At 62.1% G+C, this 15,273-nt stretch carries 14 protein-coding genes; 10 read left to right on the plus strand and 4 right to left on the minus strand.

Annotated elements, in window-relative coordinates; translation table 11 throughout:
* Positions 1-142: 142 nt before the first annotated feature.
* Complete coding sequence (rpiA, locus tag FHK92_RS23745; RefSeq protein WP_181290264.1) at positions 143-817, minus strand: ribose-5-phosphate isomerase RpiA; 675 nt, start codon at positions 815-817, stop codon at positions 143-145.
* A gap of 300 nt (positions 818-1,117) precedes the next feature.
* Between rpiA and ilvA the strand changes: the two genes are divergently transcribed.
* The 4 genes from ilvA to FHK92_RS23765 are packed head-to-tail and all read left to right on the plus strand — an operon-like array spanning position 1,118 to position 4,833.
* On the plus strand, positions 1,118-2,632 hold the full coding sequence (gene ilvA / locus FHK92_RS23750) for a threonine ammonia-lyase, biosynthetic (protein ID WP_181290265.1): 1,515 nt from the start codon (positions 1,118-1,120) through the stop codon (positions 2,630-2,632).
* A gap of 51 nt (positions 2,633-2,683) precedes the next feature.
* Positions 2,684-3,097: a DUF2269 family protein gene (locus tag FHK92_RS23755; protein WP_181290266.1), complete on the plus strand. Its 414-nt coding sequence runs from the start codon at positions 2,684-2,686 to the stop codon at positions 3,095-3,097.
* 15 nt (positions 3,098-3,112) lie between these two features.
* Positions 3,113-4,369 (plus strand): SDR family oxidoreductase, encoded by a 1,257-nt coding sequence (locus FHK92_RS23760; RefSeq protein WP_181290267.1) that lies wholly within the window; start codon positions 3,113-3,115, stop codon positions 4,367-4,369.
* A complete protein-coding gene (locus tag FHK92_RS23765) occupies positions 4,366-4,833 on the plus strand; it encodes a DUF2269 family protein (RefSeq protein ID WP_181290268.1) in 468 nt (155 codons plus the stop codon). The genes FHK92_RS23760 and FHK92_RS23765 overlap by 4 nt, the downstream gene beginning before the upstream one ends.
* A gap of 40 nt (positions 4,834-4,873) precedes the next feature.
* Here FHK92_RS23765 and FHK92_RS23770 read toward each other — a convergent pair whose 3' ends face one another.
* Positions 4,874-5,530, minus strand: a complete 657-nt coding sequence (locus FHK92_RS23770; RefSeq protein WP_181290269.1) for a histidinol-phosphatase — start codon at positions 5,528-5,530, stop codon at positions 4,874-4,876.
* A gap of 143 nt (positions 5,531-5,673) precedes the next feature.
* Here FHK92_RS23770 and FHK92_RS23775 point away from each other — a divergent pair, with 143 nt between their 5' ends.
* Positions 5,674-6,153 (plus strand): RNA pyrophosphohydrolase, encoded by a 480-nt coding sequence (locus tag FHK92_RS23775; protein WP_003186867.1) that lies wholly within the window; start codon positions 5,674-5,676, stop codon positions 6,151-6,153.
* 22 nt (positions 6,154-6,175) lie between these two features.
* A complete protein-coding gene (ptsP, locus tag FHK92_RS23780) occupies positions 6,176-8,455 on the plus strand; it encodes a phosphoenolpyruvate--protein phosphotransferase (RefSeq protein ID WP_030140531.1) in 2,280 nt (759 codons plus the stop codon).
* Positions 8,456-8,581: 126 nt separating this feature from the next.
* Here the strand turns inward: ptsP and FHK92_RS23785 are convergent, their stop codons facing one another.
* A complete protein-coding gene (locus tag FHK92_RS23785) occupies positions 8,582-9,328 on the minus strand; it encodes an NRDE family protein (protein WP_181290270.1) in 747 nt (248 codons plus the stop codon).
* A 201-nt stretch (positions 9,329-9,529) separates the two neighbouring features.
* On the opposite strand from FHK92_RS23785, the gene FHK92_RS23790 reads away from it, so the two are divergent.
* The 3 genes from FHK92_RS23790 (at position 9,530) to FHK92_RS23800 (ending at position 12,211) form a co-directional block, all read left to right on the plus strand.
* Positions 9,530-10,312: a sulfite exporter TauE/SafE family protein gene (locus tag FHK92_RS23790; RefSeq protein ID WP_181290304.1), complete on the plus strand. Its 783-nt coding sequence runs from the start codon at positions 9,530-9,532 to the stop codon at positions 10,310-10,312.
* Positions 10,313-10,380: 68 nt separating this feature from the next.
* Positions 10,381-11,190, plus strand: a complete 810-nt coding sequence (gene lgt, locus FHK92_RS23795; protein ID WP_181290271.1) for a prolipoprotein diacylglyceryl transferase — start codon at positions 10,381-10,383, stop codon at positions 11,188-11,190.
* Between the two features lie 49 nt (positions 11,191-11,239).
* Positions 11,240-12,211, plus strand: coding sequence for a thymidylate synthase (locus FHK92_RS23800; RefSeq protein WP_181290272.1), 972 nt, complete (start codon positions 11,240-11,242; stop codon positions 12,209-12,211).
* A gap of 136 nt (positions 12,212-12,347) precedes the next feature.
* Here FHK92_RS23800 and cadR read toward each other — a convergent pair whose 3' ends face one another.
* Positions 12,348-12,794: a Cd(II)/Pb(II)-responsive transcriptional regulator gene (cadR, locus tag FHK92_RS23805; protein ID WP_181290273.1), complete on the minus strand. Its 447-nt coding sequence runs from the start codon at positions 12,792-12,794 to the stop codon at positions 12,348-12,350.
* An 86-nt stretch (positions 12,795-12,880) separates the two neighbouring features.
* On the opposite strand from cadR, the gene FHK92_RS23810 reads away from it, so the two are divergent.
* Positions 12,881-15,100, plus strand: a complete 2,220-nt coding sequence (locus FHK92_RS23810) for a heavy metal translocating P-type ATPase (RefSeq protein WP_181290274.1) — start codon at positions 12,881-12,883, stop codon at positions 15,098-15,100.
* Positions 15,101-15,273: the final 173 nt, after the last annotated feature.

The raw sequence follows: 15,273 nt of genomic DNA on the forward strand, positions 1-15,273 counted from the left end.
ACCACTCCTGACTCAACACAAAAACCAATGTGGGAGCGAGCTTGCTCGCGATGGCGGTGTGTCAGCCAACATCGATGTGTCGGATAGACCATTATCGCGAGCAAGCTCGCTCCCACAGGGTTTGGTGTTGAATCAGCCAGGTTTATTCCGCCCGCAGGGTCTTCACCCCGTCCGCCGTCCCCAGCAACAGCACATCGGCCGGACGGGCAGCGAACAAGCCGTTCGTGACCACGCCGACAATCGCGTTGATCTGGCTTTCCAGCTCCACCGGGTTGGTGATCTGCAGGTTGTGCACATCGAGGATGATGTTGCCGTTGTCGGTCAACACGCCCTCGCGATACACCGGGTCGCCGCCCAACTTCACCAACTGGCGTGCCACGTGGCTGCGAGCCATCGGGATGACCTCCACCGGCAACGGGAACGCGCCGAGCACCGGCACCAACTTGCTGGCATCGGCAATGCAGATGAACGTCTTGGCGACGGCCGCGACGATTTTCTCGCGGGTCAACGCTGCGCCACCGCCCTTGATCAAGTTCAGGTGCGCGTCGCTTTCGTCGGCGCCATCGATGTAGAACTCCAGGTCGCTCACGGTGTTGAGCTCGTACACCGGGATGCCGTGGCCCTTGAGGCGCGCGGCGGTGGCTTCGGAGCTGGCGACCGCGCCATCGAATGCACCCTTGTGCTGCGCCAGCGCGTCGATGAAGCAATTGGCGGTAGAGCCGGTGCCGACCCCGACGATGCTCTTGTCATCCAGTTTCGGGAGGATGAGGTCGACAGCGGCCTGGGCCACGGCCTGTTTGAGTTGATCCTGGGTCATGCGGGCTCCGAAGGTGCCGAGAGGGAACGAAAGGCCGGCATTATAGGCGCCGAAAGAGGCCTGGTCATTGCCTGATTGGCACCGATCCAGTGTGGCGAGGGAGCTTGCTCCCGCTCGGCTGCGAAGCAGTCGTAATTGATGCCTACCGCATATCGAAGGGGGCCGCTGCGCGACCCAACGGGAGCAAGCTCCCTCGCCATGGGGATTTCTGCGCTCAAAGTGCCTTAATTCGTGTGGTCGCCCGGCCAAAAGCCGGGTTAGACTCCTTGGCCCTGCCCAACCCGCTCAGTGATGCTTCCGATGCTTGAACAGTACGTCAAAAAGATCCTCACCTCGCGCGTTTACGACGTTGCCGTGGAAACCCCGCTGCAGACCGCTCGCCAGCTCTCCGAGCGGCTGGGCAACGAGGTCTGGCTCAAGCGCGAAGATTTGCAACCGGTGTTCTCGTTCAAGATTCGCGGGGCCTACAACAAGCTGACCCAGCTCAGCGACGAAGAGCGCGCCCGCGGCGTGGTCACGGCATCGGCCGGCAACCATGCCCAGGGCCTCGCGCTGGCCGCCAAGGTACTGGGGGTGAAAGCCACCATCGTCATGCCCAAGACCACGCCGGAAATCAAGGTCGAAGGCGTGCGTTCCCGTGGCGGCAAAGTCGTGCTGCATGGCGACTCGTTCCCTGAGGCACTGGCCTATTCGCTGAAGCTGGTCGACGAAAAAGGCTACGTCTATATCCACCCGTACGACGACCCTCACACCATTGCCGGGCAGGGCACGGTGGCGATGGAAATCCTGCGCCAGCACCCGGGGCGCCTCGATGCGATTTTCGTCCCGGTGGGCGGTGGCGGGCTGATCGCAGGGATCGCGGCCTACGTGAAATACCTGCGTCCGGAGATCAAGATCATCGGCGTCGAACCGGACGATTCCAACTGCTTGCAAGCGGCCATGGCCGCTGGCGAGCGTGTGGTGTTGCCGACCGTGGGCCTGTTTGCCGATGGCGTGGCCGTGGCGCAGATCGGTCAGCACACCTTTGATATCTGCAAGCATTACGTGGATGAAGTCATCACCGTCAGCACCGACGAAATCTGCGCCGCGATCAAGGATATCTACGACGATACCCGCTCGATCACCGAACCTGCCGGCGCCTTGGGCGTTGCCGGGATCAAGAAATACGTCGAGACGCGCGCAATCAGCGGCCAGACCCTGGTAGCCATCGATTCCGGCGCCAACGTCAATTTCGACCGCCTGCGCCACGTGGCCGAGCGCGCAGAACTGGGTGAAGGCCGCGAAGCGATCATCGCGGTGACCATCCCCGAGAAACCGGGCAGCTTCAAGGCCTTCTGCGAAGCCATCGGCAAACGCCAGATCACCGAATTCAACTACCGCTACAACACCGGCAGCGAAGCGCACATCTTCGTTGGCGTGCAGACCCATCCGGAAAACGACCCGCGCAGCAAGCTGATCGCCAGCCTGACCGAGCAGGGTTTCCCGGTGCTGGACCTGACCGACAACGAACTGGCCAAGTTGCACATCCGCCACATGGTCGGCGGCCACGCGGCCCATGTCATCGACGAAGTGGTCCTGCGTTTCGAGTTCCCGGAGCGTCCGGGGGCGCTGTTCAACTTCCTCAACAAGCTGGGCGGTCGTTGGAATATCTCGATGTTCCACTACCGCAACCATGGCGCGGCGGATGGCCGTGTCGTCGCCGGACTGCAAGTGCCCCACGATGAGCGCCACCTGGTGCCGGCTGCCCTGGAAGAAATCGGCTATCCGTACTGGGATGAGAGCGACAACCCCGCGTACCAGCTGTTTCTTGGCTGAGGGGCTACGCTCAAGGCATCGGCTCAAGGACATCGGCTCAAGGAAAAACCCATGGAAACTCTGCTGACCTTGAAAGTGCTGCACGTCGCAGCCACGGTCATTCTGCTGGCTTGCGGTGTGAGCCTGGCCACCCTGGCCTGGCGTAAACGCAGCGAGGGGCCGGCCTGCACGCTGCGGCGCCCATGGCTGTTCGCGTGGGGCGTGATGCTGCTCTGCATGCTGAGCATGCCGTTCACCGGCTGGTGGCTGGTTCATCTGGTGGGCTGGCCGCTGGGACAAAGCTGGCTGCTGGGCTCCAGCGTTATCTATACCGTGGCGGCGCTCAGCGTTTTCTGGCTGTTGGCACGGCTCAATCGTCAGCGAACGGCCAGCGGCGGTGGCGGCAAATTCACTTGGGTGCTGGCGATCATCAGCGGGATCGGTTTTCTGTCCATCGCTGCCTTGATGGGCGCCAAGCCGATCTAAGCGACAAGGATCGCCATGAAGATTCTGTTGGTGGGTGGCAGCGGCTTTATCGGCAGCAATCTGCTGCGAGCGCTGCACGGCGCCGGCCACTCGATCATCGCAACAAGTCGCCAAGCACAGGCGTCGAGCTGGCCCGGAGTCGAATGGCTGGCGCTGGATCTCGGCTTGCTGGCGAACGACCCCGGGCATTTTTCTTTCCCTGACGACATCGACTTGCTGATCAACGCTGCCGGCCTGCTAAGCGTCGATACTCAAGCGTTGAGCCTGGTCCAGGATTACGGCGCCCGAACGCTATTCGACCAGGCCGCACGCCGGGGCGTACCGGTTCTGCAGATCTCCGCGCTGGGAGCGAGCGCTCAATCGGACGTGCCCTTCCTGAGCAGCAAAGGCATGGCAGACGAATACTTGTCCGGTTTGAACAACGTTTCCGTTGTGCTGCGGCCCTCGCTGGTGCTGGGACCGGGCGGCGCGAGCAGCGGCTGGCTGATGGGACTTTCGCCTTGGCCGGTGATCCCCTTGCTGGATCTGAAGGCCCGCATCCAACCCGTGCACATCGATGACTTGGCCGGCGCAGTCCTCGCCCTGCTGCGGCACTGGCCAACCGAGTCGGTGGTGTTGCCATTGGTGGGGCCAGAGCCGATGACCCTGGCGCAGCTTATCGACCGTTTGCGAGCCGCCCAAGGCTGGCCGCCCGCGCGCTACTTGAAAGCACCGGCCTTGCTGACCCAGGTGGGCAGCCGATTGGGGGACCGATTCGGCTGGCGCGCCTTGAACCGGCAAAGCGTGGTGCTGGCGCAACGGGACAATCTGGCTGACCCTGCGGTACTCGCTTCAGTCTGCGGTTATCGCGCCGCCCCGGTGCAAGCCCGCCTGAATGAATGGCCTACGGTCGCTCAAAGCAGCCTTCGGGCCATTCGTCCATTGATGCTCGTCGTACTGGCACTCATCTGGCTGGGTACCGCCGTAGTGTGCCTCGGCCCCGGCTACGAGTGGGGCTTGCGCATCATGGCCGAAGCCGGTGTGCACGGTGCCTGGGCAGAACTTGCGGTCATCAGTGGTGCGCTGTGTGACGGAATACTAGGCGTGGGCATGTTGCTCCAGCGTTGGCGACGCCAGGCATTGCGGCTGCAGTTGGCGCTGATGCTCGGCTACACGCTGTGCATCAGTTTCGTCCTGCCGCATTATTGGTTCGATCCTTACGCGGCGGTCGCCAAGAACCTGGTATTGATAGTCGCGACTTTATGGCTGCTTTGGACTGAACCCCGCAAATGAGCCTCTACCTGCTACTGAAAACCCTGCACATCCTGTCTTCGACCGTCCTGTTCGGCCTGGGCGCCGGGTCTGCCTACTACGCGCTTCGAGCCTGGCGCAGCGGCAAGCTTGAAGTCATTGCCGTCACCTTCAAGCATCTGGTCTTCGCCGATTGGGCGTTCACCGCCACGACCGCCGTGTTCCAGCCGCTGAGCGGGCTGGCCCTGGTGCACATTGCCGGCTGGCCATTGCAACAGAGCTGGTTGATGTGGAGCGTCGGCCTTTATTGCCTGGCGGGCGCCTGTTGGCTGCCGGTGGTCTGGTTGCAGATCCGCGTACACAGAATGGCCGAGCAAGCCTTGCGGGACGGCACGCCCATGCCGATCAAGGCTGCCACCTACATGCGCTGGTGGTTCGCGCTGGGCTGGCCAGCGTTCCTGGCATTCATGGCGATTTTCTATCTGATGGTGGCCAAGCCCGCTTGAGGCCAGCCCACCGGACGATCTGCGGTGGGCGTCGAAGCACTCAGTCCCGCAGGCTGATTACCGGCCAACCTCGCTTCAGAGCCTCGGCCCGAAGGTTCGGGTCCGGATCCACCGCCACCGGATGCGTCACTGCCTCCAACAGCGGCAGGTCATTCATCGAGTCGCTATAGAAGTAGCTATCTTCCAGCGAATAGCCGGTCTCTTCCAGCCAACGGTTCAGCCGGGTCACCTTGCCCTCGCGGAAACACGGGATGTCGGTGCTGCGCCCGCTGTAGCGCCCATCGATCATTTCGCATTCGGTGGCGATCAGGGTTTCGACCCCCAGGCGTTCAGCAATCGGCGCGGTGACGAAGCGGTTGGTGGCAGTGATGATCACCAGTTTGTCGCCAGCGTCGCGGTGCTTTTTCAACAGTTCGATGGCTTGGGGCAACACGATCGGCTCGATGCAGTCGCGCATGTAGTCCAGATGCCACTGCGCCAGCACTTCCATCTCGGTGCGGCCGAGGATTTCCAGGCAGAAGTTCAAGTACTCGGCGTTGTCGAGCTTGCCAGCCAGGTAATCCTGGTAGAACTCGTCGTTACGCGCCTTGTACGTAACGGCGTCAAGGAACCCGCGTTCACACAGGTAATCGCCCCAGGCGTGATCGCTGTCGCCACCCAACAGCGTGTTATCCAAGTCGAATAAAGCCAGCCGCATTGCAGTTACTCGCTGAAAATTCTGAAGAAAGGCGTCCAGAATACGGACTTTTCACAAGAGTGCACATAAGCTAGGGACGCTCGTTGCTGCTTTCACAACCTTTGTGGAACAATGCGGCGACATGCGTTTACGAGGTTGTTGCCGTGATCGATCCCGATGGTTTCCGTCCCAATGTGGGGATCATTCTTACGAATGATGCTGGGCAGGTGCTATGGGCACGCCGTATCAATCAAGACGCCTGGCAGTTTCCCCAGGGTGGGATCAATCCCCAGGAGACGCCGGAAGAAGCCTTGTACCGCGAGTTGAATGAAGAAGTCGGGCTGGAGCGAGAAGATGTCGAAATACTCGCCTGCACCCGGGGCTGGTTGCGCTATCGTTTGCCGCAACGCCTGGTCAGGACGCACAGCCAGCCGCTGTGCATCGGCCAGAAGCAGAAATGGTTTCTCCTGCGCCTGATCTCCAACGAGCAGCGGGTGCGGATGGATTTGACCGGTAAACCGGAATTCGATGGCTGGCGCTGGGTCAGCTATTGGTATCCGTTGGGCCAGGTGGTGACATTCAAGCGCGAGGTTTATCGACGCGCCCTTAAAGAGCTTGCCCCGCGCCTGCTGACGCGCGACTGACGACGGAGTTCGACCCCGAGCCATGCTCAATACGCTGCGCAAGATCGTCCAGGAAGTTAACTCCGCCAAGGATCTCAAGGCGGCGTTGGGGATTATTGTGTTGCGCGTCAAAGAGGCCATGGGCAGCCAGGTCTGCTCGGTCTACCTGCTTGATCCCGAGACCAACCGTTTCGTGCTGATGGCCACCGAGGGCTTGAACAAGCGCTCCATCGGCAAAGTCAGCATGGCCCCCAATGAAGGTCTGGTCGGCCTGGTCGGCACGCGCGAAGAACCCCTGAACCTCGAAAACGCCGCGGATCACCCGCGCTACCGCTACTTTGCCGAAACGGGGGAAGAACGCTACGCGTCGTTCCTCGGCGCACCGATCATCCACCACCGCCGCGTCGTCGGCGTGTTGGTCATCCAGCAAAAAGAGCGCCGTCAGTTCGACGAAGGCGAAGAAGCCTTCCTCGTCACCATGAGCGCACAGCTGGCAGGGGTTATCGCCCACGCCGAAGCCACTGGCTCGATCAGCGGCCTGGGTCGCCAGGGCAAGGGCATCCAGGAAGCCAAGTTCGTCGGTGTGCCGGGTTCGCCGGGCGCGGCGGTGGGCACGGCGGTGGTCATGTTGCCGCCCGCCGACCTCGACGTGGTGCCGGACAAGGCCATCAGCGACATCGACGCCGAGCTGGGGTTGTTCAAGACCGCCATCGAAGGCGTGCGGGCCGACATGCGCGCCTTGTCGGCGAAGCTGGCGACGCAATTGCGCCCGGAAGAACGAGCGCTGTTCGACGTTTATCTGATGATGCTCGACGATGCGTCGCTAGGCAGCGAAGTCACCACGGTCATCAAGACCGGCCAATGGGCCCAGGGCGCGCTGCGCCAGGTGGTGACCGACCACGTCAACCGTTTCGAATTGATGGACGACGCCTACCTGCGTGAGCGCGCCTCGGACGTCAAGGACCTTGGCCGCCGGCTGCTGGCCTACTTGCAGCAAGAGCGCCAGCAGACCCTGGTCTACCCCGACAACACCATCCTGGTCAGCGAAGAGCTGACCCCGGCCATGCTCGGCGAAGTGCCCGAAGGCAAGCTGGCGGGGCTGGTCTCGGTATTGGGCTCGGGCAACTCCCACGTGGCGATCCTGGCCCGGGCCATGGGCATCCCGACGGTGATGGGCCTGGTGGACCTGCCGTACTCCAAGGTCGACGGCATCCAGATGATCGTCGATGGCTACCACGGCGAGGTCTACACCAACCCCAGCGACGTGCTGCGCAAGCAGTTTGCCGATGTGGTGGAGGAAGAAAAGCAACTGTCCCTGGGACTGGATGCGCTACGGGACCTGCCGTGCGTGACCCTCGATGGCCACCGCATGCCATTGTGGGTCAACACCGGCCTGCTGGCCGACGTGGCGCGGGCGCAGAAGCGTGGTGCGGAAGGCGTAGGCCTTTACCGCACCGAAGTGCCGTTCATGATCAACCAGCGCTTCCCCAGCGAAAAGGAACAGTTGGCGATCTACCGCGAGCAACTGGCTGCGTTCCATCCGCAGCCCGTGACCATGCGCAGCCTGGACATCGGCGGCGACAAGTCCCTGTCCTATTTCCCGATCAAGGAAGACAACCCCTTCCTCGGCTGGCGCGGCATTCGCGTGACCCTCGACCATCCAGAGATCTTCCTGGTCCAGGCCCGCGCCATGCTCAAGGCCAGCGAAGGCTTGAATAACCTGCGCATCCTGTTGCCGATGATTTCCGGCACCCATGAACTGGAAGAAGCCTTGCACTTGATCCACCGGGCCTGGGGCGAAGTACGCGACGAAGGCACCGACGTGCCGATGCCGCCAGTCGGGGTGATGATCGAAATCCCGGCAGCGGTGTACCAGACCAAGGAACTGGCGCGGCAGGTAGACTTCCTCTCGGTAGGTTCCAACGACCTGACGCAGTACTTGCTGGCCGTGGACCGCAACAACCCACGGGTGGCCGATCTCTACGATTACCTCCACCCGGCGGTGCTGCAAGCCTTGCAGACCGTGGTGCGTGACGCCCATGCCGAAGGCAAGCCGGTGAGCATCTGCGGCGAAATGGCCGGTGACCCGGCGGCGGCAGTGCTGTTGATGGCGATGGGTTTCGACAGCCTGTCGATGAACGCCACCAACTTGCCGAAAGTGAAATGGATGCTGCGCCAGATCAACCTCAGCAAGGCCCAGGAACTGCTGGCGGAGCTGATGACCATCGACAATCCGCAGGTGATTCATAGCTCCTTGCAGTTGGCGCTGAAGAACCTCGGGTTGGCGCGGATGATCAATCCGGCTTCGAGCAAGACCCTCTAAATCCTGCGGCGAGCATTTGTGGCGAGGGAGCTTGCTCCCGCTGGCGGGCGAAGCCCGCCCAAAAGCTTTGGGGCTACTTCGTAGCCCAGCGGGAGCAAGCTCCCTCGCCACGGGTTATCGTCGGCATTAAACGAGCAGCTCCACCTCCCCCAAATGCCCACCATGGGGCCCGAAACTGTGCTCGACGATATGCCGCCTCCCATCGGCATGGACAATCAGCGCCGTACTCGCCCGCGTCCCATAGGCGGGGCTGGCAATGAACACACTCGAAAGCAACATTTCCGTCGCCAGCCCCACACCCGTATCCGGCAGCTCAGCCACCGGCGCAGGTTGCGGGTCGTTCAACAGCGCCAGCAACGCCTGGGGCTGCGGATCGTCCAGTACTTCGCTCAACGCCGTTCGAGCCTTGAGCAATTTAGGCCATGGCGTGTTCAGCCCGGCGTTGGACAAGCCGTAGACCCCTTCCGCCAACTGCTGCGGCCGGGTATCGCGGGCGTTGTAGTGCCAAAGCTCCGTACCGTCGCCGAGCAGCAGGTTGAAGCCACCGTACTCGCCGGCACGTGGCACCACTTCACTCAGATAGTCGGCAATCGACAGGTTTGCGGTCAGGAATCGCGCCACCAGTTCGCCGCGCGACTTGAAGGCCGGCAGTTGGCCAGGGTCGCGAATGTTGGTCAGGGCCGCAAAGCGACCGTCGGCGCCAATACCGAGCCAGGTGCCACCAGCCTCCAGGTCGCGACCGGCATGCACATGCGGCGCGTCAGGCCACTGCGCCAGGGGCAGCGTCGGGCGCGCATAGAACTCGTCGCGGTTGGCCGCCACGATCAGCGGCTGGGCGTGGCCGGGTCGCCAGGCGAATACGATGAGGCACATCAGGTTGTCCTGTTATAGGAATAAAACCGAGCAGCGTTTTTGTGGCGAGGGGATTTATCCCCTCGCCACAGAGATTCTGCGCAAGTCAGCTATGGGTCACTCTACCCATACATTACTGACGCATCCATCGCCTTCAGTAGAGGCCAAGCCCCCCGATCCGTTACCATGCCGCTCTTATTTGCGATGGTCGAGGCGACGCTAGTGGAATTTTTGCTCTATCTGCTGCTCGGCGCCTGCGCCGGCGTGCTGGCCGGGCTGTTCGGCGTGGGGGGCGGAATGATCATCGTCCCGGTGCTGGTGTTCAGTTTCACCTTGCAGGGTTTCGATCCGCAGGTGTTGACACACCTGGCTGTCGGTACATCCCTGGCATCGATAATCTTCACGTCGGTCAACGCCGTGCGCGAACATCACCGCAAAGGCGCGGTGCGCTGGCTGATCTTTGCCTGGATGACCGTCGGAATCCTGATCGGCGCCGGTTTCGGCGCGCTCACCGCCGAAGCCATTTCCGGCCCGCACCTGCAAAAGATCATCGGCGTGTTCGCCATGATCGTCGCTGCGCAACTGGCCCTGGACTTCAAGCCCAAGGCCAGCCGCACGGTACCGGGCAAAGTCGGGTTGACCCTGGCCGGCACGGTCGTTGGCTGGGCCTCGGCGATTTTCGGCATTGGTGGCGGTTCGCTGACCGTGCCATTCCTGACCTGGCGCAGCGTACCGATGCAACAAGCGGTGGCGACTTCCTCGGCCTGCGGGCTGCCGATCGCGCTGGTCAGTGCGCTGAGTTTCATGATTCTCGGCTGGCACGATCCGCTGTTGCCGCCCCATAGTCTCGGTTTTGTATATTTGCCGGCCCTGCTGGGCATAGCCCTGACGAGCATGGTCTTCGCCCGCGTCGGTGCGCGACTGGCCCATCGCCTGTCGCCACGCTTGCTCAAACGGCTGTTCGCCGCTTTGCTGTTCAGCGTGGGCTTGAGTTTCTTGCTTTGACGCAATCCTGGCTTAATCCCGAGGTGACAGCGTCGCCCGGGTATTTTTGACGCTTACGAGGAATATCAATGCTGCCTTACCCGCAGATCGATCCGGTTGCCCTGGCCATCGGCCCGCTGAAAATCCACTGGTACGGCCTGATGTACCTGGTCGGCATCGGAGGTGCCTGGCTGCTGGCTTCGCGCCGGTTGAACCGTTTCGACCCGACCTGGAACAAGGAAAAGCTCTCCGACCTGGTGTTCTGGCTGTCCATGGGCGTGATCGTCGGCGGACGCCTGGGCTATGTGCTGTTCTACGACCTGAGCGCCTACCTGGCCAACCCGACGTTGATCTTCGAGGTCTGGAAGGGCGGCATGTCGTTCCATGGCGGGTTCATCGGTGTGATGCTGGCGGCGTTGTGGTTCGGCAAGCGCAACAACAAATCATTTTTCGAACTGATGGACTTCGTCGCACCGATGGTGCCGATCGGCCTGGGCGCCGGGCGCATCGGCAATTTCATCAATGCCGAATTGTGGGGCAAGCCGACCGACGTGCCGTGGGCGATGATCTTCCCACCCTTCAGCGACCCGGCGCAGTTGCCGCGCCACCCGTCGCAGCTCTATCAATTCGCCCTCGAAGGCGTGGCACTCTTCCTGATTCTCTGGCTGTTCTCGCGCAAGCCACGGCCAACCATGGCCGTGTCGGGCATGTTCGCCCTGTTCTACGGCATCTTCCGCTTCATCGTCGAGTTCGTCCGCGTTCCGGACGCCCAACTCGGCTATCTGGCGTGGAACTGGCTGACCATGGGCCAGGTGCTGTGCCTGCCGATGATCATCGGTGGCCTGGCGCTGATCTGGCTGGCCTATCGTCGCGCGCCGGCTGCCGCCGCCAAAGTTTAAAATTCGAACCCCGGGGGGCGCGCCCCGGGTTCAAGGACACAGGTAATCCATGAAGCAATATCTCGATCTGGTGGCTCACGTCATCAAGAACGGCACCAAGCAAGCCAACCGCACCGGTGTGAACACCATCAGTTTCCCCGGCGCCATGTTGCGCTACGACTTGAAGGAAGGCTTCCCCGCCATCACCACTCGCAAGATGGCCTTCAAATCGGCCATCGGCGAAATGTGCGGTTTCCTGCGTGGCGTGAACAATGCCGCCGAGTTCCGCGCCCTGGGCTGCAAGGTCTGGGACCAGAACGCCAACGAAAACGCCCAATGGCTGGCCAACCCGTTCCGCCAGGGCGAAGACGACCTGGGCGAGATCTACGGCGTGCAATGGCGCAAATGGCCGGCCTACAAGCAGATCCCGGTAAGCAACCCGGCGGCCATCGAGCAGACGCTGGCCCAGGGTTACCGGCAGATCGCCGAGGGCGAGGAAAACGGCCAAGCCTACGTGGTGCTGTACAAGGCCATCGACCAGGTTCGCCAGTGCGTCGACACCATCATCAAGGACCCGGGCAGCCGGCGGATCCTGTTCCACGGCTGGAACTGCGCCCAGCTCGACGAGATGGCCCTGCCGCCGTGCCATCTGCTCTACCAGTTCCACCCGAATGTCGAGACCAGGGAAATTTCCCTGACCCTTTACATCCGCTCCAACGACCTGGGCCTGGGCACGCCGTTCAACCTCACCGAAGGCGCGGCGCTGCTGAGCCTGATCGGTCGCCTGACCGGCTACACGCCGCGTTGGTTCACCTATTTCATCGGCGATGCCCACGTCTACGAAAACCACCTGGACATGCTCAACGAACAGCTCAAGCGCGAGCCGTTCCCGATGCCAAAACTGGCGATTTCCGAGCGCGTGCCGGAGTTTGCCAAGACGGGTGTGTATCAGCCTGAATGGCTGGAGCTGGTGGAGCCGAGCGACTTTTCTCTAGAAGGCTACCAGCACCATGCGCCGATGACTGCGCCGATGGCGGTCTGAGCCACCCCGCCCTCCACTGTGGGAGCGAGCTTGCTCGCGATGAGGCCATTACATTCAACAGAGATGTTGACTGCTAAGCCGCCATCGCGAGCAAGCTCGCTCCCACATTGGATCTGCATGTGCTGCGAGATCGGCATCAATGCCCATGGCTCCTGCCCACATGGGAATGCTCCACCTCCGGCGCCACCGCCCCGCTCACTTCCAACCGCTGCAAGATCCCGCATTGATCCAAATCCGGTCCTTCGCCGCAGCGATGGCGCAGGTCGATCAGTTGCGCCTGCAGCGCCATCAGGCCATCGATACGTGCCTTGACGTGATGGATGTGCTCGTCGATCAGCGCGTTGACGCTCTCGCACTGATCCTGGGGACTGTCCCGCAAGGCCAGGAGGCTGCGGATCTCTTCCAAAGTCATGTCCAGGGTGCGGCAGTTGCGGATGAACGTCAGCCGCTCGGCATGGGCCTGGGTGTAGACGCGATAGTTGCCGTCGCTGCGGGCCGGTTCCGGCAGCACGCCTTCGCGCTCGTAGTAGCGGATGGTCTCGACCTGGCAGTCGGTGATTTTCGCCAGTTCTCCGATCTTCATAGTGCGGCCTCCGAAAATAGCTGCTTGACCCTATAGTGGCTACAGGGTCTTTACTGCGCAACAGGCACTTTTCACGGACGTTACCGATGAGCGATTCCCTTCACATCCACAAACCCGACCACGGCCATGCCCATGGGCATTCCTGCTGTGCCTCGAAAGCGGCACCGTCGGTAGTCAATCTCGGCAAAACGGCGACGGACGGTGCGCGGCTGAGCAGTTTTCGTATCGAAGCCATGGACTGCCCCACCGAGCAAACGCTGATCCAGAACAAACTCGGCAAGCTCGAAGGCGTGCAGCAGCTGGAATTCAACCTGATCAACCGGGTATTGGGCGTGACCCACGATCTGCCCAGCGACGCGCCGATCATCAAGGCCATCGAATCCTTAGGGATGCAAGCCGATCCGCTGACCGCAGGCGAGAAACCGGAAACCAACAACCTGCCTGCCCCAACGAAGCCCTGGTGGCCGCTGGCGTTGTCCGGCGTCACGGCGCTGGCTGCCGAGGTGATCCACTTCACCAACGCCGCGCCAACCTGGGTGGTCGCGCTGGTTGCGCTGGTGTCGATCCTCAGTGGCGGCCTCGGCACCTACAAGAAGGGTTGGATTGCCCTGAAAAACTTCAACCTGAACATCAACGCCTTGATGAGCATCGCCGTGACCGGCGCCGTGCTGATCGGCCAATGGCCAGAAGCGGCAATGGTGATGTTCCTGTTTACCGTGGCCGAACTGATCGAAGCCAAATCCCTCGACCGGGCACGCAACGCCATCAGCGGCCTGATGCAAATGGCGCCGGAACAAGCCACGGTGCAACAGGCCGACGGCACTTGGCAGATAGCCGATGTGAAGACCATTGCCCTGGGTGCAAGGGTGCGGGTTCGTCCCGGCGAACGGGTTGGGCTGGACGGCGACGTGGTTGCCGGGCGCTCGACCATCGATCAGGCGCCCATCACCGGTGAGAGCCTGCCGGTGGAAAAAACCGTGGGCGACAAAGTTTTCGCTGGCACCATCAACCAGGCCGGTGAGCTGGAATACACCGTCACCGCCGCTGCCGATCAATCGACCCTGGCGCGAATCATCCACGCTGTGGAACAGGCACAAGGCTCCCGGGCACCGACTCAGCGCTTCGTCGATCGGTTTTCAACGGTCTACACCCCGGCGGTGTTTGCCCTGGCCTTAGCCGTGGCCGTCATCCCGCCGTTGTTCATGGGCGCTGAATGGTTCGACTGGATCTATCGCGCGCTGGTCCTGCTGGTGGTCGCCTGCCCTTGCGCGCTGGTGATTTCCACCCCGGTGACCATCGTCAGCGGTCTGGCGGCAGCGGCGCGCAAAGGCATATTGGTCAAGGGCGGGGTTTATCTTGAAGGTGGCCACAAACTTGATTACCTGGCCTTGGACAAGACCGGCACGATCACCCACGGCAAGCCGGTGCAGACCGATTACGTGTTGCTGGACCCAACCATGGAAGCCACCGTCCCAGCCTTGGCCGCCAGCCTCGCGGCACGCTCGGACCACCCGGTTTCCCGGGCGATTGCCGACGCGGCTGTGGATAAACAACTGACGCAGCACGCTGTGGATAACTTTGCCGCGCTGGCCGGGCGCGGTGTTCGCGGCGACATCGGCGGCCAGACCTATCACCTGGGCAATCACCGCCTCGTGGAAGATCTCGGCCTGTGCTCCCCCGAGCTGGAAGAAAAACTCTTCGCCCTGGAAAAGCAAGGCAAGTCCGTGGTGCTGCTGCTCGATAGCACGAAGCCCTTGGCGCTGTTCGCCGTGGCCGACACCGTGAAGGATTCCAGCCGCGAAGCCATCCGGCAATTGCATGAGCTGGGCATCAAGACCTTGATGCTCACCGGCGACAACGCCCACACCGCCGATGCGATTGCCAAGCAGGTGGGCATGGATCAAGCCCGCGGTGACCTGCTGCCAGAAGACAAGCTGCACGCCATCGAAAACCTGTATGCCCAAGGCCACCGCGTCGGCATGGTCGGCGACGGCATCAACGACGCCCCGGCACTCGCCCGCTCGGAAATCGGTTTCGCCATGGCGGCGGCCGGGACCGACACGGCCATCGAAACCGCCGATGTTGCCTTGATGGACGATGACCTGCGCAAAATCCCGGCGTTCATCCGCCTGTCGCGGCAGACGTCGAGCATCCTGAAACAGAACATTGCCCTGGCGCTGGTGATCAAGGCGATCTTCCTCGGCGTCACCTTCGCCGGGTTCGCCACCATGTGGATGGCGGTGTTTGCCGACATGGGGGTGAGCTTGCTGGTGGTGTTCAATGGGTTGCGGTTGTTGCGCAAGTAAAGATTGACGGTGACTGGAAGGGCCCTATCGCGAGCAAGCTCGCTCCCACAGTGGTTCTTTGTTGCTCACAGAATATGTGTTCACTAAAGATCCCTGTGGGAGCGAGCTTGCTCGCGATGGGCTGCGCAGCAGGCCTTATTGGGGCCGCTTCGCGGCCCAGCGGGAGCAAGCTC

Origin of the sequence: Pseudomonas brassicacearum subsp. neoaurantiaca (assembly GCF_013608025.1) — a bacterium.
Lineage (GTDB): Bacteria > Pseudomonadota > Gammaproteobacteria > Pseudomonadales > Pseudomonadaceae > Aquipseudomonas.

Bases quoted from the DNA above. Each gene is read 5' to 3' on its own strand.
- FHK92_RS23770 (WP_181290269.1), bottom strand. From the start codon at position 5,530: ATGCGGCTGGCTTTATTCGACTTGGATAACACGCTGTTGGGTGGCGAC.
- cadR (WP_181290273.1), bottom strand. From the start codon at position 12,794: ATGAAGATCGGAGAACTGGCGAAAATCACCGACTGCCAGGTCGAGACC.
- FHK92_RS23765 (WP_181290268.1), top strand. From the start codon at position 4,366: ATGAGCCTCTACCTGCTACTGAAAACCCTGCACATCCTGTCTTCGACC.
- ptsP (WP_030140531.1), top strand. From the start codon at position 6,176: ATGCTCAATACGCTGCGCAAGATCGTCCAGGAAGTTAACTCCGCCAAG.
- FHK92_RS23785 (WP_181290270.1), bottom strand. From the start codon at position 9,328: ATGTGCCTCATCGTATTCGCCTGGCGACCCGGCCACGCCCAGCCGCTG.
- rpiA (WP_181290264.1), bottom strand. From the start codon at position 817: ATGACCCAGGATCAACTCAAACAGGCCGTGGCCCAGGCCGCTGTCGAC.
- ilvA (WP_181290265.1), top strand. From the start codon at position 1,118: ATGCTTGAACAGTACGTCAAAAAGATCCTCACCTCGCGCGTTTACGAC.
- FHK92_RS23760 (WP_181290267.1), top strand. From the start codon at position 3,113: ATGAAGATTCTGTTGGTGGGTGGCAGCGGCTTTATCGGCAGCAATCTG.
- FHK92_RS23810 (WP_181290274.1), top strand. From the start codon at position 12,881: ATGAGCGATTCCCTTCACATCCACAAACCCGACCACGGCCATGCCCAT.
- FHK92_RS23800 (WP_181290272.1), top strand. From the start codon at position 11,240: ATGAAGCAATATCTCGATCTGGTGGCTCACGTCATCAAGAACGGCACC.
- FHK92_RS23755 (WP_181290266.1), top strand. From the start codon at position 2,684: ATGGAAACTCTGCTGACCTTGAAAGTGCTGCACGTCGCAGCCACGGTC.
- lgt (WP_181290271.1), top strand. From the start codon at position 10,381: ATGCTGCCTTACCCGCAGATCGATCCGGTTGCCCTGGCCATCGGCCCG.